This is a genomic window from Janibacter sp. GXQ6167 (assembly GCF_041365945.1).
Classification (GTDB): domain Bacteria; phylum Actinomycetota; class Actinomycetes; order Actinomycetales; family Dermatophilaceae; genus JBGFSK01.
Genome location: NZ_JBGFSK010000003.1, coordinates 172,753 through 190,541, shown reverse-complemented (window position 1 = coordinate 190,541; position 17,789 = coordinate 172,753). Strand labels below are relative to the sequence as shown.

The window sequence follows — 17,789 nt, the reverse complement described above, 5'->3', positions numbered from 1 at the left end:
CGAGTGCTGGCCCGGACGAGGGTTAGCACTCGATGACGTTGACGGCGAGGCCGCCGCGAGCGGTTTCCTTGTACTTGACCTTCATGTCGCGCCCGGTGTCGCGCATGGTCTTCACGACCTTGTCCAGGGAGACAACGTGCGACCCATCGCCGCGAAGGGCGGTCCGCGCCGCGGTGATCGCCTTGACCGAGGCGACGGCATTGCGCTCGATGCACGGGATCTGCACCAGCCCCCCGACCGGGTCGCAGGTGAGTCCGAGGTTGTGCTCCATCCCGATCTCGGCGGCGTTTTCGACCTGAGCGGGGCTCCCACCGAGGACGGCAGCCATCGCTCCTGCCGCCATCGAGCAGGCCGATCCGACCTCGCCCTGACAGCCCACCTCGGCGCCGGAGATCGAGGCATTTTCCTTGTACACGACGCCGATCGCGGCGGCGGTGAGCAGGAAACAGACAATCCCATCGTCATCCGCGCCCGGCACAAAATCGATGTAGTAGCGCAAGACGGCCGGGATGATTCCCGCCGCGCCGTTGGTTGGTGCGGTGACGACCCGGCCGCCAGCGGCGTTCTCCTCGTTGACGGCGAGGGCATAGAGGGTCAGCCAATCCATCCCGCGAAGGGGGTCGTCGCTCGCCGATTCCGCCCGGAGGCGGCGGTAGAGGCCGGGCGCCCGCCGCTTGACCTTGAGTCCGCCGGGGAGCACCCCTTCGGTCTTCAGGCCATTGTCGATGCATTCCTTCATGACCGACCAGATGTGAAGCAGTTCCTCGCGGACCTGCTCCTCGGGGCGCCAGGCGGTTTCGTTCTCAAGCATGAGCGCCGAGATCGATTTGCCGGTTTCGGCGCAGAGCTCGAGGAGGCCGTCGCCGGTGGTGAAGTGGTGGGGGACCGGGGTGGTGTCGGCGACGATCCGGGTGGATCCGCTCGCATCCTCACCGACGACGAAGCCACCACCAACCGAGTAGTACGTGTGCTCGGAGAGCACCTCACCGGCCGCGTCGTAGGCGGTGAAGGTCATGCCATTCGGGTGCAGCGGCAGCGTCGCGCGCCGGTGGAGGACGAGATCGCGGTCCTCGTCGAAGGCGATTTCGTGCTCGCCGAGGAGGCGCAGGCGCCCGTCGGCGCGAATCGCTTCCAGTTGCCCAGCGACGGTGCGCGGATCGCACTCTTCGGGGCGTTCACCGGTGAGCCCTAACAGCACCGCGGTGTTTGATCCGTGCCCGTGACCCGTGGCGCCCAGACTGCCGAAGAGCTGCGCGTACACCCGCTCGACCGACGGCAGGGCACCCTCGTCTTTGAGGGTCTGCGCGAAGGTGACGGCAGCGCGCATCGGCCCGACCGTGTGCGAACTCGACGGTCCGATGCCGATCGAGAACAGGTCGAAGACGGAAAGAGCCACGGTGGGTGCAGCCTCCTTGCGGCGAAGCGGTGATCGTGTCGCGGGTCACATTACCCCGCGCTCTCGAGTGCGCTGTGGATAACTCCGGGGGCCCGTGTGACGTTCCGTCACGCTTGAGGACATGAGCTTTCACGACCTGCCCTCCGACTGGCCGACGCGGGCGCTGAGCGACACCGCTGTCGCCGCCGATGTGGTGGACCTGGTCATGCGCGAGAGCGACCGGATCAATCATGCGGTGTGCGCGATCTTCTGCCGTCCCGATCTCACGATGCTCCAACCCATGGCGGGCGCGGGATTCTTCAGGGATACACCACCGCACGCGTGCCGCTCCTTCTTCGACCTCGCGCTGGGCGAACTCGGGCTCCCGGTCGGGGCCGTGGTGTTGGGGCTCGGACGACCGCATGGGACGGTGCCGACGGACGCCGAGCGCACCTGGCACCAGGGCGCGATCGAGTTCTGTCGGGACCAGGGGGTGCCGCTCCTCGCCGCCTATCTCGTGACCTGCGATGGGGTGACCGAGTTGCCCCGCCACGACGTCGCGGCCTAACGCGCGAGCGGCGTCCCTTCGCGGGAGGGCTCGCCCCCGAGTTCGCGCACCTGCTCGGCGATCGCTGCCCCGATTGCGCGGGCGAAACCTTCCGGGTCCTCATGGGCCGGGATCGACTCGGCGACGATGTGATCTACCGTCCCGTCGGCGGCCATGTGCTGGGCGGAGACCCGCTGCCGGGTCGCGAGCAGCGCCGCATGGTCGGTGTCGCGATAGAGGATCGCGCTCGCCCCCTCCGGCGGAAGGGGGGAGAGCCACCCATGCTCGGCGGCGATGACCCGACGTGCAGGGAGCAGCGCCAGCGCGCCGCCGCCGGTGCCCTGGCCGAGCAGAACCGAAACGCTCGGGATCGCGAGCGAGGTCATATCGGCGAGCGAGCGGGCGATCTCACCCGCGAGAGCACCCTCTTCGGCCCGCGGGGACAGATCCGCGCCGGGCGTGTCGATGACCGTCACGAGGGGGAGCCCGAGTTCGCTCGCAATCCGCATGCCCCGGCGCGCCTCCCGCAAGGCTGCCGGGCCCATGGACTGTTCGACCTGATAGCGCCGGTCCTGCCCGACGACGACACACCCCTCGCCCTCGAAGGACGCGAGCGCGAGCAGCAGCCCGGCGTCGGACTCGCCGTGGCCGGTGCCGTTGAGCGGGATCACATCGTCGGCGGCGTAGCGCAGGAGCTCGCGCACCCCCGGACGGTCGGCGCGCCGGGTGAGCTCGATCGAGGACCAGACCTCGGCGATCTCCTCTTCGCTCGGTTCGGGGGAGGACGAGAAGGGGGTGACCTCCCAGGTCGCTGCGTCCACATCCGCGACGGCGGCGGGGGTCGGGTGGGCGTACGCCTCGGCGTTGGCGCTCAGCACTCGCAGGGCACGCGCAGCGATCCCCGCGAGCTGATCGACCGGCACCGCGGCGTCGATGATCCCCTTGTCGACGAGGTTCTCGGCGAGTTGGACGCCCTCGGGGAAGGGTTCGCCATGGACGGTCTCGTAGACGACGGGGCCGAGGAACCCGACGAGCGCGCCCGGCTCGGCGATCGTGATGTGGCCGAGGGAGCCCCAGGAGGCGAAGACGCCACCGGTCGTGGGGTGGCGTAGGTAGACGAGGTAGGGCAGACCCGCGGCCTTATGGGCGACGATCGCAGCGGAGATATCGACCATCGTGACGAAGGCGGGAGTGCCCTCCTGCATGCGCGTCCCGCCCGAGGCGGTGGCGGCAATCAAGGGGAGGCGCTCGGCGGTGGCCCGCCGGATCGCCGCGACGATCCGAGCGGCCGTCCCTCGACCGATCGAGCCACCGAGGAAGGCGAACTCCCCGACCACAAGCGCCACGCTCTGCCCCTCAATCGTGGCGCGCCCGGTGATCACCGCCTCGTCGGTCCCCGCCCGTTCGCTCGCCTTCGCAAGGGCCGCCCGGTAGTCCGCCGAGAGCTGATCGGTGGGCACGGGGGCGTCCCAGGAGACGAAGCTGTCGGAGTCGACGACGGTGTCGATGAGGGCTCGGGATCCCATGCGTTCGGCCATGACCTCGATGGTGCCAGTCGGCGCGAAGTGGCGGGCAAGTACCCTGGCGGGCGTGCTTGTGCCGTTGACCACGATCGTGCTGATCGCCACCGCAGTGCTCGCGGCGCTCACCGCCTGGTATCTGCTCCGTAACCGTCTCGTCGACGACCGACTCCTCCTCGTCGGAGCCGTCGTCGCGGTCCTGCTGATCGTGCAGGCCATCGCCTCGGTCGTGACGACCGGAGGGATGTCCTCGAGCGAGGAGCGGGCGACGATGGTCGCTTACGCCCTGACCCTGCCGATCGTCCCGCCGGCAGTGCTCTTCCTCACGATCAAGGAAAAGAGCCGGTGGTCGATGGCGGTCGTGCTCGCGGGAGCGTTTACCGTCGCGGTGATGACCTACCGCATCCTGCAGATCTGGCAGACCTATGCCTGAGCCCACGCCCCGCCCGACCGGATCCGGCCCGGGCCGAATCATCGTGGTCTGCTACGCGGTCCTCGCGCTCGCCGCGACCGGGCGGTCGATCTTGCAGCTCACCACCGCGTTCGAGCGGGCACCCCTTGCCTACATCCTCTCGGCGCTCGCCGCGGTGATCTACCTCGTCGCGACCGTCGCGCTCGCCTCGACCGCGCCCTGGGCGCGCCGGGTTGCGACGACCGCCGTCGGGATCGAAGCGGTCGGGGTGCTCGTCGTCGGCACCCTGTCCTATCTCGCGCCCGACCTCTTCCCCGATAAGACCGTCTGGTCCCACTTCGGCTCGGGCTACGGGTTCGTCCCGCTCGTCTTGCCCTTCGTCGGCCTGTGGTGGCTGGCGCGCACCCGCCGGGGATAGCGCGGACCTGTCCGCGATGAGAGACCGGGTTTCGCCGACCCGATCGACGCGACGTAAGGTCTGACCCAGGTCAAGAGTGTCAGCGCCAAGTCCCGGCTCGCTGACCGGCAACCCTCCTACCGCGGTGGGGTGCCCCGGGGGAAGACCAGGCGGGCCCGAGGTGGGCCCGCAAGCGCGGGCAGTACTTGGCTGACTCCCGCACCGTGCGCGGGCCCCCGCTCGCGCGCGGAACCGACGCGACGAGAGGTACTCCTTCACCATGAGCGACACCGCCAACTGGGCCTTCGAAACCCGCCAGGTCCACGCCGGTCAGCAGCCCGACCCGACGACCGGTGCCCGGGCCCTGCCGATCTACCAGACGACGTCCTACCAATTCGAGTCCACCGAGCACGCGGCCAACCTCTTTGGCCTCAAAGAACTCGGCAACATCTACACCCGCCTGATGAACCCGACGACCGATGTCGTCGAGCAGCGGATCGCGAGCCTCGAAGGGGGAGTGGGCGCCCTCCTCGTCGCCTCCGGGCAGGCCGCGACGACCTTCGCGATCTTGAACATCGCCGAAGCGGGCGACCACATCGTCTCCTCGCCGGCCCTCTATGGCGGCACGTACAACCTGCTCGGCTCGACCCTGACCCGGTACGGGATCGAGGTGACCTTCGTCGAGAACGCGCGTGACCTGGAGCAGTGGCGCGCGGCGATCAAGCCGAACACCAAGCTCCTCTTCGGCGAGACGGTCTCCAACCCGCGCTCGGAGATCCTCGAGATCGAAGGGGTGGCCGCGGTCGCGCACGAGGCGGGCGTGCCGCTCGTCGTCGATAACACGGTCGCAACGCCGTACGTGCTCCGCCCGATCGAGCACGGCGCCGACATCGTCGTGCACTCGGCCACCAAGTATCTGGGCGGACACGGCACCTCCATCGCGGGTGTCCTCGTCGACTCCGGCAACTTCGACTTCGCCGCCGACCCGGAAAAGTTCCCCAACTACAACGAGCCGGACGAGAGCTACCACGGCCTGCGCTACGGGCCCGATCTCGGGGTCGGGAGCGCCTTCGGGGCGAACCTGTCGTTCATCTTGAAGGCGCGCGTGCAGTTGCTGCGCGACCTGGGCTCGGCGGTCTCGCCCTTCAACGCCTTCTTGATCTCCCAGGGGATCGAAACTCTGAGCCTGCGCGTCGAGCGCCATCTCGACAATGCCCGCGCGGTCGCCGAGTACCTGCGCGATCACGCGCAGGTCGAGTCGGTGCGCTGGGCCTCGCTGGAGGGCGATGAGTACTACGACCTGGCGAGCAAGTACACCCCGCGGGGAGCGGGCGCGGTGCTCTCCTTCGAGATCGCTGGGGGCGAAGAGGCGGGCCGCCGCTTCGTCGAAGCGCTTACCCTGCACAGCCACGTCGCCAATATCGGTGATGTGCGCTCGCTCGCCATCCACCCGTGGACGACGACGCACTCCCAGGGCAGCGACGAGGGCCGCTACGCCGCCGGGGTCACCCCGGGCCTGGTGCGCCTCGCGGTCGGTATCGAGCACGTCGATGACATCATCGCCGACCTCGAGACCGGGTTTGCCGCTGCCGCCGGCTAAACCCGCCCGCGCAGCCTGTGGATAACCGTCGAGGTGCCGACGAGCGCGCCTAGCCTGGAGGTCATGACCACGATCCGCGTCGACGGCGACGGCATCGCCGCGCTGGGCGGCACCCTGCGCGAGGTCGCCGACCACCTCACCCGGTCGCGAGACCGGTCCGCCGCAGCGAGCGGTGGTGACTACGGGTTCATCTCCCGGGCCACCGACGCTGCGCTGGACGGGGTGGTCGGCGACTTCGAGCAGCGCCGGATCGCCTTGGTGACCGGGCTGGAGTCGCTCGCCACGGCCGCGCGGCAAGCCGGCGCCTGCTATCTGCAGGCGGAGTCATCGGTTCACAACGGCTTCGTCGGTGGTCGACGTGTCGGGTGAGGTGAGGTACCCGGTGAGCGACTGCGGGGTCTTCGATGCTCGGCCGGACGATCTCGACGCCCTCGCCCGCGACCTGGATCGGCGCGCGGAGACGATGCGGGCCGCCGCACGGATCCTTCGGGATCTGCGCATCGCGGCGGTCTGGCAGGCCCCCGCAGGGGAGGCCTTCGCGGGACTGATCGGTGATGTCCCGACCGGTTTGGAGCAGGTTGCCCTGCGGTGGGAGGGCGCCGCGACAGCGATCTCGACCTGGGTCCCGACCCTGCGCGATGGTCAGCGGCGTTTGCGCGAGGACGGCCGCGCCCTTGACGACGAAGACGAGACCGTGCGCCGACTGGAGGCCCGCGAGCGAGCGATCGGTCCGGATCACCCCGATCATGATCAGGTGATGACGGCGCTCGCGCGCCACCGACGGTTGCGCGAATCTGCTCTGCGTCGCTTCACCCGACGCGCTCAGGGCCTGCTCGCCAGCGAGAGCCCCGTCGTCCGCAGGCTGGACGGTCTTCGTGATGACGGACTGGCCGACTCGTGGAATTACGACCTCATCGAGGGGGTCGGGACCGCTCGCGACCGAGTCGCTCCGGTGGCCGGTGTGCTCACCAAGGTCCCCTATGTCGGTGGGGCGGTGGTCACCCTCGGGATCGCCGGGACCGGTAGCGACCTCACCCGCAAGATCACCTGGGACGAAGGCACCTGGAGCGGGCTCGGCCGCAAGACCCTGGGGCACGCCGCCGACCACGTTGCGCCGCGCCTTGCCGGTCGGGCGCTGCTGCGCCTGAAGGGTCCGTGGAAGGTGAGACCAGGATCGATCAACAAGCCCTGGTTGGTGATCCCTGCCACCGGATCGCGCCGGCTCACTCGCCATTTCGGCAAGATCCCCGAGGTGAAGGAGACCAGAGCGATCCTCGCAGACTGGCAGGCCGTCGCCGGGGGAGACCGGCGCACCCAAGCCTTAATGGCGGGGGCCCTCACGATCAGGACCGGTCGGCTCGTCGATCGCCAGGTGGGCCGGGTGGAGACCGGACGCAAAAGGCTCGCCGAGCGCCGGAGCCGCCGAAAAGAAGGCGAGTGACGCGGCGCGCTGACGTATCGTTACGGGCCATGCCCGATCCCGACCTGCTCGACGGTGTCGACCTGGGCTACCCCGAGCACCTCCCGGTGGTCGATCGCAAGGACGACATCGCCGCCGCGATCCGAGACCACCAGGTGGTGGTCGTCGCCGGAGAGACCGGCTCCGGCAAGACCACCCAGCTGCCGAAGATCTGTCTCGACCTGGGCCGCCGCCGCATCGGTCACACCCAGCCGCGCCGGATCGCGGCCCGCTCGGTCGCCGAGCGGATCGCCGACGAGACGAACACCCCCCTTGGCGACCTGGTCGGCTACCAGGTGCGCTTCGTCGACCAATCGGGGGAGCGCACCGCGGTCAAGGTGATGACCGACGGGATCTTGCTGAACGAGCTCCAACGCGACCGGGACCTGCGCCGCTACGACACGCTGATCATCGATGAGGCCCACGAGCGCAGCCTCAACATCGACTTCATCCTCGGGTACTTAAGCCAGCTCCTGCCTCGCCGACCCGATCTGAAGGTGATCATCACCTCCGCGACGATTGACCCCGAGCGCTTCGCGGCCCACTTCGCCACCGACGGCGTCCCGGCGCCGATCATCGAGGTCTCCGGGCGGACTTATCCCGTCGAGGTGCGCTACCGCCCGCTGGTCGATCCCGATGGGGACGAAGAGCGCGATCAGGTGACCGGGATCTGCGAGGCCGTCGAGGAGTTGTGGACCGACCCGGCGTCGCGCGATGGCGGTCCCCAAGACGTGCTCGTCTTCCTCTCTGGCGAGCGCGAGATCAACGACGCGGCCGACGCGCTCACGGGCATGAATCTTCCGGACACCGAGATCGTGCCCCTCTTCGCGCGGCTCTCCGCCGCCGAACAGCACCGCGTTTTCGCCCCTCACCGGGGTCGCCGCGTCGTGCTCGCAACCAACGTCGCCGAGACCTCGCTGACGGTCCCCGGCATCCGCTATGTGATCGACACCGGGACCGCTCGGATCTCGCGGTACAGCCAACGCACGAAGGTCCAGCGCCTCCCGATTGAGCGGATCTCTCAGGCGAGCGCCAACCAGCGGGCCGGGCGCTCCGGCCGCCTCGCTGACGGCATCTGCATCCGCTTGTACTCCGAAGAGGATTTCGACGCGCGCCCCGAGTTCACCGACCCGGAGATCCTGCGGACCAACCTCGCCTCGGTCATCTTGCAGATGACCGCGCTGCGGCTCGGCGATATCGCGCGCTTCCCCTTCGTCGAACCGCCGGACCCCCGCCAGATCGTCGACGGCGTGCGGCTCCTCGAAGAGCTCCATGCGATCGACGGCGGAAGGGGGCGGCCGCGCCTCACCCGGACCGGTCGCACCCTCGCCCGGCTCGCGCTCGACCCCCGGCTCGGGCGGATGCTCGTCGAAGCCGACCGCCTCGGCTGCGTGAGCGAGGTCCTCGTCATCGTCTCGGCGATGTCGATTCAAGACCCCCGCGAGCGCCCCCTCGAGCAGCGCGCCCAGGCCGACCAATCGCACGCGCGCTTTAAGGACCCGCACTCGGACTTCGCGTCCTACTGGAACCTTTGGCAGTACCTTCGCGAGCAACAGCGCGAACTCTCCGGCAGTGCCTTCCGGCGCATGTGCCGCCGCGAGTTCCTCCACTATCTGCGCGTCCGCGAATGGCAGGACCTTCACGCCCAGCTGCGGCGCGCGGCCAAAGAGCAGAAGATCGATACGCGCTCGCGGACCAGCGCGGAGGGCTCCGACCCCGACTGGGCAACGATTCACCAGGCCCTGCTCTCCGGGCTGCTCTCCCACATCGGAGTGCGCGACGAAGCGCGGCGCGACTATCTCGGAGCGCGGGGCGCTCGCTTCGCGATCCAGCCGGGCTCGACCCTCTTCCGCCGCCAACCCGACGTGGTGATGTCGGCCGAACTCGTCGAGACGGGCCGGCTCTGGGCCCGCACCAATGCCCGGATCGACCCGGCGTGGGCCGAGCGACTCGGGGCGCACCTGGTCAAACGCTCCTATTCCGAGCCGCGCTGGTCCCGCAAGGCCGGGTCGGCCCAGGCGACCGAGCGGGTCACGCTCTACGGCGTGCCCCTCGTCGTCGGTCGCACCGTCGCGTACGGGCGGATCGACCCCGAGACCTCGCGTGACCTCTTCATCCGGCACGCTCTCGTCGAGGGCGAATGGGACACCGAGCACGCCTTCTTGCGCGCCAACCGGCGCACGCTCGCGCGCCTCACGGAGTTAGAGGACCGGGCCCGCCGCCGCGACCTGATCGTCGACGATGAGGATCTCGTCGCCTTCTATGACGCTCGCATCCCCGCCGAGGTCGTCTCCGGCCGCCACTTCGACCGCTGGTGGAAGGGGGCGCGCCGCGAGGACCCCGACCAGCTCACCTTCACCGAGGACCTGCTGACCCGCGATGGTGCGCCCGCGGTGAGCGCGCAGGACTACCCGCGCACCTGGACGAGCAATGGCATCGAGTTGCCGCTCACCTATCAGTTCGACCCGGGATCGCAGACCGATGGCGTGAGCGTGCACATCCCGGTCGAAGTGCTGAACCGGATCGACGCCGAGGGCTTTGACTGGCAGGTGCCGGGCCTGCGCGGCGACCTCGTGACGGCCCTGATCCGCGCGCTGCCCAAGGCGACCCGGCGCCACTTCGTCCCGGCACCGGATCATGCGGCGGCCGCCCTGCGTGAGATCGATCCCGAGCGGGGCTCGATCACCGAGGAACTGCGCCGCGTCCTGCGCGAGCGCACCGGCGTCACCGTCGCGCCCGGCGAGTTCGATATCGCGCGGGTCCCCGATCACCTCCGGGTGACCTTCCGGGTCGAGGACCGGCGCCGACGCGTGCTCGGCGAAGGCAAGGACCTAGAGGTCTTGCGCACCGAACTCGCCGGGCAGGTTCAAAGGCGCATGTCGCAGGCCGGTGCCTCGATCGAACGGACGGGCCTGACGACCTGGGACCTCGGCACGCTGCCGCAGACCTTCACCCGCACCCAGGGCAAGACCACCGTGATCGGCTACCCCACCCTGGTCGACGAAGGGAGCAGCGTCGCCCTGCGCGTCGTCCCCGACGCAGCTCAGGCCGAGGCGGCGCGCCGGGTCGGCGTGCGCCGCCTGCTGATCCTCGGGACGAGCCCGCCGTGGAAGCGCGTCCTCGCACGCCTCAGCAACGCCGAAAAGCTCGCCCTCGGCCACAACCCGCACGGGTCCGTCCCAGCGCTGCTCGATGACGTCCTCGCCGCGGCAGTCGATGACATCGTCGCCGAACACGTCCCCCAGGTCGTCCGCGACGAGGCCGCCTTTGAGGCGGCGCTCACTGCCGTTCGAGCCCACCTCGTCGCTCGGGTGCTCGCCGGTGTGCGCGCCGTCGAGCCGGTCCTCGCCCTCCATGCGCAGATCGAGGCTCGGATCGCGTCGCTCACGGCCCCGGCCCTCGCGGCCACGCTTGCTGATATCCGCGCCCAACTCGCGAGCCTGATCCGAGCCGGTTTCGTCGCCGATACCTCGCTCGCGCGCCTGCCCGACCTGCGCCGCTATCTCGAAGGGGTCGCGGTGCGTCTCGACCGCGCCGCCGAGGATCCCGCCCGCGACCAGCGCCAGCAGCCGATCATCGACGATGTCGAGGGGGCCTATGCCGATCTGCTCGAGCGCCTCGACCCGCTTGCTCGGCGCACGGAGGCCGTCGTCGACATCGGCTGGCAGATCGAGGAGCTGCGCGTCTCCCTCTTCGCCCAAAAGCTCGGGACCAGGCGTTCGGTCTCGCCGCAACGGATCCGCAAGGCGATCGCCGCGATCGAGTAGCGCCACAGGGTTTCGAGACGGCGTGGGGAATGGCCCTGGCCTCACGGTCGTTGGGACAATTCAGTTCATGCACCACTCGCGAAAGGGTGAAAGCTCGTGACCGATCGACTGTTCCGCTTCGAGGTCGACACCGACCCGGCGTCCCTCACGCCCGGGCCGCTGATCGTCGCCTTCGACGGGTTCATCGACGCCGGTGCCACCCAGCGCATCTTGGTCGACCACCTGCTGGAGAGCAGCGACGCGAAGGTCGTCGCCTCCTTCGACATCGATTCGCTGATCGATTACCGCGGCCGCCGTCCGGCCATGGTGTTCGAGGCGACCCGGTACACCACCTATGACGACCCGGCCCTGCTGCTCTACCGCATGACCGACCGCGAGGGCCAGGTCTACTACCTCCTGAGCGGCCCCGAACCGGACTACCGGTGGGAAGCCATGATCGAGGCGATCCGTGATCTGATCGCGGGCCTGCGGATCAGCCTCGTCGTGTCCGCGCACGGCATCCCGATGGCGGTGCCGCACACCCGCCCGGTCGGAATGACCGCCCATGCCAGCGACGAGCGCCTGATCGGCGAGCGCAAGCCGGTCTTCGGCAGCGTCCAGATCCCGTCGAGCCTCACCTCGCTCCTCGAACTCCGCCTCGGCGAGGCCGGCGAGGACGCGGTCGGCTTTTCGGTCCACGTGCCGCACTACCTCGCCGGCGCCGCCTTCCACGACGCTGCGCTGACCGCTCTCAACGCGATCGTCGACGTGACCGGCCTGAACTTGCCCAATGACGACCTTGTGGCCGCCGCGGCGACCAACCGCGCGGAGATCGCCAAGGAGGTCGCCGAGAACGGCGAGATTGGAGAAGCCGTCGCCGCGCTGGAGCGCCAGTACGACGTGCACCTGCGCGGCCTGGAGCGCCCGAGCCTGCTCGCGAGCGAGGGCGATGACATCCCCTCGGCCGACGAGATTGGCGCCGAGTTCGAGGACTTCCTGCGCACCGTCGGTGACGAAGAGCCGCCTCGGAGCTAAGCCCGGGGAGCCGGCTTAGCCTCCGACCACCGCTGCACGATGGTGGTGTCGGCGACGAAGCGCACCGGGTAGCCGCGCAGCCACCAGCGCGCGGTTTCGGTGAGGGTGCTCTCGATCGCGGCCGCCGCTTGGTCGGCATTCTCGGCGGGGACTTCGACGAGCAGTTCGTCGTGCAGGCACAGGACGATTCGGCCATGAAGGGGGCGCACCGCCACCCGCACGGACGCCGCCCATGCCTTGAACAACTCGGCGGCGGACCCCTGGATCACGGCGTTGCGGGCAAACCGCCCGCGCGCCGCGGCGGCCGGTGCCGGCTCGCCGGGGCTCGGGATGGCGACCCGAACCCGGCGGCCACCATAGGTCTGCACGCTTCGCCCTTCGCGTCCGGCCTCCTGAGCCGCCCCAAGGTGACGCATCGCGACGGGGTACTCGCGCTCGAGCCCGATGAGGGCATCGCCCGCTGCACCGCTGCGCTGGCCGTACATCGCCGCGAGGACCGCGATCTTGGCGACCTCGCGCGCGACGCCGAGCCGCTCGGCGACCGGGGCGTAGAGGTCATCGGCCCAGGTGGCGCGGGCGAGCGCATCGTCTCGCGCGACCGCGGCGAGGACGCGGGGCTCGACTTGCCCGAGGTCCGATCGGATGAGGACGGACCCGGCCGGGGCGGCGACCCCTGGCCGGAGCTCCGCGGGCAGATTGTGCAGCCCCGCCTGGGCGGTCATCCGTCCCGCGGCCCCATCCGAGGCGCTCCACGCTCCGCGGAGCCGGTCGTCGGCCCCCACGTGGCGCGCAAGCCAGCCCCATCCGTACGTCGTCGCGATCCGCTCGCGGCGTCGCCAATCCAGCAGCGCCGCGATGACGGGATGCTCGCCGCGATGCGCCTCGAGGGTCCACCGCCGGGTGTCGGTGACATCGATCCCCGCCAGGGAGAGCAACTGGCGCACCTGGGCAGGGTTTCTGAGGTCCAGTCGTCCGACGCCGGGGACGCTCGCGAGGACCGGAGCATCCCGCTCGGCGCGGTGCACGAGCTCCGCGGCGTGGTCGCGGGGGAGCGGACCGGCCGCCGCGGTGATGAGGGCGCTCATCGTGGCTCGATCGATCGGGAGCCCATCGCGTTCGAGCTCCACGCAGAGCACCGCAGCGGCGGACTCGGCGTGGGCGGCGGCGAGATGGCGCGGGTCGCTCAGGGCATCGCGTTGCGCCGAGGCGACTTCCCAGGCTGCCTGGGCCCAAGCGGCGTGGCGCGCGGGTGTCGTGAGCCACGCGCCGGTGAGCGCGTCGGGTCGAAGATGCCCCGTCGTCATCAGCACCTCATCCCCGCCGGGCAAGCCAGCGAGCGCACTGAAGAGATCATCGGCGAGGGCTGGCGGGCGAGAGGCGGGGTCGAGCCCGCGATGGAGCGCCCAGATGAGGGCCGGGTCGGCGTCCCAACCGCCGTGTCGCAGCCGGTGGACCTCAGCGATCTCCCACGCACGGGCGACCGCGGCTCCGGCGTCGATGAGCGGGCGGAGAGCGGCCGCCGACCAGATCACCCACCGAACGCTGGGGTCCGCAAGGAGCGCGGACACCTCCGGCACGGTCGCGGTGAGTTCCTCGGTCCCGGACTCGTCGGCGATCGCGCCGATCACCTCGGCCGATCCCACGAGGGACAGGCTGATCGCGCGGAAGGAGCTCACGCCCCGAGACGCTACCGCCGCGCCGAGACTGCGGGACCCCCTTCGACGACCGGGCGGAGATCACCCTTCGGTGCGAGGTCGATCCGGTCCCTGACGTGGCACGATGTCGTGTTGTCTTCACACCCGAAGTCATCGTCTTTTTCTAAGGAGTCACCCGGTGGCACGTCAGTCGAGCGATCACCCCGGCACCGAGGTTGCCGCGAGCACCAAGGGCCCCAAGAGCGCCGTGGCGGCTTCTCTCGTCGAGAACCTGCTGCAGGTGGGGATCGACGGCAAGGGCCCGTTCGACTCCGCGTCCGAGGTGGCCGATGCGGCCCTCGCCAAGCACAAGGGCAACGCCGACAAGGCGATCAAAGAGGTGCAGCGCTCGCACCTGAAGTTGGTCGCTGGCAATGGCTTCATCACCGGCCTCGGCGGTTTCATCGTGCTGCCGGTCGCGATGCCTGCGAACATCCTGGGCTTCTACGTCGTCGCCACCAGGATGGCGGCCGCGGTGGCGAAGTTGCGCGGTTATGACATCACCGATCCGGCGGTTCGCTCGGCAGTCCTGCTCTCCCTCGTCGGCGCGGACGCCGCCGAGATCCTGGGCAAGGCCGGGCTCGTGGCGCCCTCGGGCAAGGTCACCTCGATGGCGCTGAAGCAACTGCCCGGGCCGGCGCTGATGGTGGTCAACAAGGCCATCGGATTCCGCCTCGTGACGAAGGCGGGGAGCTCGGCGCTCACCCGCTTCGGGAAGTACATCCCGGTCGTCGGCGGCGGGATCGGCGCGAGCGTCGACTCGTGGATGTACAACCAGATCGCGACCAACGTCAAGCAAGAGTTCCCGCGGACCGACCGCATCGTGACCCAGTCGTAACGAAGCCCCCGGAATCTCGTCCGCACGCTGGATCGTTGGGACCTGGTGAGTGCTGCTTCGCGCCGTCTACCAGGCGGCCGGAGGACTGAGGCACCATCCTCGTGACCAAAGGGGGGCCACCATGGCTTCTGCAACCCGTAACGCTTCGCAGCTCTATGGCGCGGTCCGCGCCGCGTCCCGACCGGGATCGCCGGGCCTCTGGCAGCGCCTGCGCGCCGTCCCACGGATGGTGCGCGCCGTGCGCTCCGGCGCCTACACGGGGGTGAGCTCCGCTCGCCTCGCGATGATGATGGCCGGGGTCGCCTATGTCGTCTCGCCGATCGACCTCATGCCCGAAGGGCTGCTCTTCATCGTTGGCCTCGCCGACGACGCCCTCGTCCTCAGTTGGCTCGCGGTGGCCCTGGTCAACGAGACCGAGGACTTCCTCGCGTGGGAGAAGGGGATGGCTCCGGCCTCGTCCGGCACCTGGCCGGGCGGTGGGGAGTCCAAGCCCGGGGATCCCGCGTGGCAGACGGTGCGCTCGCACGTCGTGCGCGAGGACGGCTAACTCACCTCGGTGGTCCACCGACTTCACCACGCGGGTGCGGGTATCCACCGGGCCCCGAGGCGGGTCGTTCCTCGCTGCTGAGCCGAGCACGCTGCGTGGATGGAACGAACCCGCGTCAGCCAGGCCGCCGACCTCGCCGTGCTCTTGCCGTACATGCTCGGCTTTCACCCCAGGGACTCGGTCGTGGTGGCCGCGTTGGAGGGCAAGCGGGTCGGCCTGCTCCAACGTCATGACCTGATCCCGGAGCACGACAACCCCCGCCCCTTCGCCGCGGACCTCATCGAGCGCGCCCTCGCTCACCGCGCCGACGCCATCGTGGTGGTGGGCTACGAAGAGGCCAAAGGCGCGTGCAACGCCCTTCGCCGCGCGGTCGCGGCTCGGGCGCGAGCCCGCCGGCTGCCCGTGGTCGAGAGCATCGTCGTGCGGGACGGCCGGTGGTACGCCCCTGAGTGTCGAGACGGGTGTTGCCCTCGAGAGGGTGAGGACCTCCCACCCGCCGATCGCGTGCCGGCGGTCGCGAGTTTCGTCCTGCGCGGCTGCGTCCCGCTGGCCGACCGCGAGGCGGTCTCCGGCCAAGTGCGCCCTGGGACCGGCCTCCTCGTAGCCCCTGGGCGGATCGCCGCTGAGGCCAGTCGCTTCCTGGCGCAGATCGATGCCGCCGGTGGGGTCGGCGGGCTGACTGTTGATGGGCCGGCCTGGAATGTCTTCACCGGCCGCTCCATCGCGCGGGCCTGGCAGGCCATCCTCGATCCTGGCGCCGATGCGCTCGCCGTCGACGAGCTCGACGACGACGTGCTCGCCGGGGCGGTTGGGTCGCTGGTGGACCGGCAGTGGCGTGATGCTCTGATGGGTTCTCTCGCGCCGGAGACGATGCCGATGGATCGCTTCGCGCCGCGTTATCTTCGTGACGCCCGGGTCGCGACGCGCGCGTGCAGTTGGTCCGTCGCGGCGCGCTCGAGTCCCCTTGGGATGCTTCTCACTCCCTTCTCTCGCGAAGAGGTCGATGCCGGAGAGGTCGCCCTGGTGGGGGAGCGGCTCGCAGCCGTGGTGCGTCGAGTGGCCCCGGCGGACGCGGTCCACCTGCTCGTCGTGCTCGCTCACTTCTGGTGGTGGGTGGGAGATGGACCTCGGGCCGTGTCGTGCCTGGAGGAGGCCTTGAGCGTGGATCCCGCGCACCGGCTCGCCGCGATGATGTACCACCTGGTGAGCAACGGGGTCTCCATGCAGGAGATCGCCTGACCGCATGGTGGACGGCGGGGCTGACACCTGGCCGGTGGCGGTGGCTATAGTGGTCGGCAGGTCATGAGTTCCAGCGTCAAGCCCCGGCTTGCTGGGCGGCAACCCTCCTCGCGATGGGGTGCCCCGGGTGATGACCCGGTCTCACCGCGGTGGTGAGGCAACCGCGAGTCTCCCGGGAGCTTCGTACGATGAGTATTACCTCCGTACCCCCTACTACCACCCGCGCGTGGCGCGACGGCGACCACCCAGGTGAACGCCTCTTCGCCTCGCTCGGCCCGATCGAACTCGACGGCGGAGATCGCCTCCCCGACGTGGTCCTCGCCTATGAGACGTGGGGTGAGCTCGCACCCGATGGATCCAACGCGATCCTGATCGAGCATGCCCTGACCGGCGATAGCCATGTCGTCGGTGAGGCCGGGCCCGGCCATCCCACCGCGGGTTGGTGGGAGGGGCTGATCGGGGCCGGCGCTCCACTGGACTCCGATCGCTACTTCATCGTCGCCGCCAATGTGCTCGGTGGCTGCCAGGGATCGACCGGCCCGTCGAGCATTGCCGCCGATGGCGAGGCATGGGGCAGTCGCTTCCCCTACGTCACGATTCGTGACCAGGTGCGGGCCGAGGCCCTCCTCGCCGATCGCCTCGGGGTCGACCGCTGGGCGGCCGTCGTCGGCGGCTCGATGGGCGGGATGCGGACCCTGGAGTGGGTGGCGAGTTACCCCGAGCGGGTCGAGGCGGCGCTCGTCCTCGCGAGCACGGGCTACGCGACCGCCGAGCAAATCGGGTGGTGCCAGGCGCAGATCCTCGCGATCAGTAACGACCCGTGGTTCGCCGGCGGGGACTACTACGACGCCGAGCAAGGCCCCGACGCTGGTCTCGCGATCGCCCGCCGGATCGCTCACGTGACCTATCGCAGCGAGATCGAACTGCACGACCGGTTCGGTCGTCGCGAGCAGGGCGGGCCCGCGTCGAGCCGCGGCGGGCGCTATGCCGTCGAGAGTTATCTCGATCATCACGGGGCCAAGCTCGCCGGTCGCTTCGACGCCAACAGCTACATCGTCTTGTCGGAGGCGATGAACTCCCACGACATCGGTCGCGGCCGCGGTGGCCTTCGGGGGGCCCTCGCCGGTTTCGACGGGCGCCTCATCGTCGCGTCGGTGACCTCCGACCGGCTCTACCCACCCCGGCTGTCCGAAGAGATCGCGCAGGCTCGCCCCGGGACGGTGTTGCGCTCGATCGTGACCGATGTGGGACACGATGGGTTCTTGACCGAGCCCGACCAGGTCGCAGCCCTCTTCGCCGAACTGCTCGATCGATAGCCTGGGCGACGCCGCATCCTGCGCGGCGCTGGGTACCCGGTGTAGCGTCATCCTGCAGGCCAGG

15 protein-coding genes and 2 riboswitches are annotated in these 17,789 nt (G+C 69.8%); of the genes, 12 read left to right on the top strand and 3 right to left on the bottom strand.

Annotated features, from left to right (window positions below):
- Positions 1-22: 22 nt before the first annotated feature.
- Complete coding sequence (locus AB8K43_RS05860; protein ID WP_370892417.1) at positions 23-1,396, bottom strand: L-serine ammonia-lyase; 1,374 nt, start codon at positions 1,394-1,396, stop codon at positions 23-25.
- Positions 1,397-1,517: 121 nt separating this feature from the next.
- On the opposite strand from AB8K43_RS05860, the gene AB8K43_RS05855 reads away from it, so the two are divergent.
- Positions 1,518-1,943, top strand: coding sequence for a hypothetical protein (locus AB8K43_RS05855; RefSeq protein ID WP_370892416.1), 426 nt, complete (start codon positions 1,518-1,520; stop codon positions 1,941-1,943).
- On the opposite strand, the gene AB8K43_RS05850 is transcribed toward AB8K43_RS05855, so the two are convergent.
- Positions 1,940-3,460 (bottom strand): carboxyl transferase domain-containing protein, encoded by a 1,521-nt coding sequence (locus AB8K43_RS05850; protein ID WP_370892414.1) that lies wholly within the window; start codon positions 3,458-3,460, stop codon positions 1,940-1,942. The genes AB8K43_RS05855 and AB8K43_RS05850 overlap by 4 nt on opposite strands.
- A gap of 52 nt (positions 3,461-3,512) precedes the next feature.
- Between AB8K43_RS05850 and AB8K43_RS05845 the strand changes: the two genes are divergently transcribed.
- From AB8K43_RS05845 to AB8K43_RS05815, 7 genes are all read left to right on the top strand, one after another.
- Complete coding sequence (locus tag AB8K43_RS05845; RefSeq protein WP_370892412.1) at positions 3,513-3,875, top strand: hypothetical protein; 363 nt, start codon at positions 3,513-3,515, stop codon at positions 3,873-3,875.
- Positions 3,868-4,272 carry a hypothetical protein gene (locus AB8K43_RS05840; protein WP_370892410.1) on the top strand — a complete coding sequence of 135 codons (405 nt, stop codon included), beginning with the start codon at positions 3,868-3,870 and terminating at the stop codon, positions 4,270-4,272. Before AB8K43_RS05845 ends, AB8K43_RS05840 begins: the two co-directional genes overlap by 8 nt.
- 68 nt (positions 4,273-4,340) lie before the next feature.
- Positions 4,341-4,453: riboswitch (SAM riboswitch) on the top strand.
- A 78-nt stretch (positions 4,454-4,531) separates the two neighbouring features.
- Complete coding sequence (locus AB8K43_RS05835) at positions 4,532-5,851, top strand: bifunctional o-acetylhomoserine/o-acetylserine sulfhydrylase (RefSeq protein ID WP_370892408.1); 1,320 nt, start codon at positions 4,532-4,534, stop codon at positions 5,849-5,851.
- A 63-nt stretch (positions 5,852-5,914) separates the two neighbouring features.
- Complete coding sequence (locus AB8K43_RS05830; RefSeq protein WP_370892406.1) at positions 5,915-6,220, top strand: hypothetical protein; 306 nt, start codon at positions 5,915-5,917, stop codon at positions 6,218-6,220.
- 13 nt (positions 6,221-6,233) lie between these two features.
- Complete coding sequence (locus tag AB8K43_RS05825) at positions 6,234-7,292, top strand: hypothetical protein (RefSeq protein WP_370892404.1); 1,059 nt, start codon at positions 6,234-6,236, stop codon at positions 7,290-7,292.
- Positions 7,293-7,321: 29 nt separating this feature from the next.
- Complete coding sequence (hrpA, locus tag AB8K43_RS05820) at positions 7,322-11,077, top strand: ATP-dependent RNA helicase HrpA (RefSeq protein ID WP_370892402.1); 3,756 nt, start codon at positions 7,322-7,324, stop codon at positions 11,075-11,077.
- Between the two features lie 96 nt (positions 11,078-11,173).
- Positions 11,174-12,091, top strand: a complete 918-nt coding sequence (locus AB8K43_RS05815; protein ID WP_370892400.1) for a PAC2 family protein — start codon at positions 11,174-11,176, stop codon at positions 12,089-12,091.
- Here AB8K43_RS05815 and AB8K43_RS05810 read toward each other — a convergent pair.
- Entirely contained in the window at positions 12,088-13,767 is a 1,680-nt protein-coding gene (locus AB8K43_RS05810) for a DNA polymerase (protein WP_370892398.1), read from the bottom strand. The genes AB8K43_RS05815 and AB8K43_RS05810 overlap by 4 nt on opposite strands.
- Before the next feature lie 157 nt (positions 13,768-13,924).
- Between AB8K43_RS05810 and AB8K43_RS05805 the strand changes: the two genes are divergently transcribed.
- From AB8K43_RS05805 to AB8K43_RS05790, 4 genes are all read left to right on the top strand, one after another.
- The gene (locus AB8K43_RS05805) at positions 13,925-14,623 is read left to right on the top strand and encodes a hypothetical protein (RefSeq protein ID WP_370892396.1); all 699 of its coding nucleotides are present in this window, start codon (positions 13,925-13,927) and stop codon (positions 14,621-14,623) included.
- Positions 14,624-14,744: 121 nt separating this feature from the next.
- Positions 14,745-15,170 (top strand): YkvA family protein, encoded by a 426-nt coding sequence (locus AB8K43_RS05800; protein WP_370892394.1) that lies wholly within the window; start codon positions 14,745-14,747, stop codon positions 15,168-15,170.
- A 99-nt stretch (positions 15,171-15,269) separates the two neighbouring features.
- Positions 15,270-16,409: a DUF4192 domain-containing protein gene (locus tag AB8K43_RS05795; protein WP_370892392.1), complete on the top strand. Its 1,140-nt coding sequence runs from the start codon at positions 15,270-15,272 to the stop codon at positions 16,407-16,409.
- A gap of 59 nt (positions 16,410-16,468) precedes the next feature.
- Positions 16,469-16,579: riboswitch (SAM riboswitch) on the top strand.
- A gap of 18 nt (positions 16,580-16,597) precedes the next feature.
- Complete coding sequence (locus AB8K43_RS05790; RefSeq protein ID WP_370892390.1) at positions 16,598-17,725, top strand: homoserine O-acetyltransferase; 1,128 nt, start codon at positions 16,598-16,600, stop codon at positions 17,723-17,725.
- Positions 17,726-17,789: the final 64 nt, after the last annotated feature.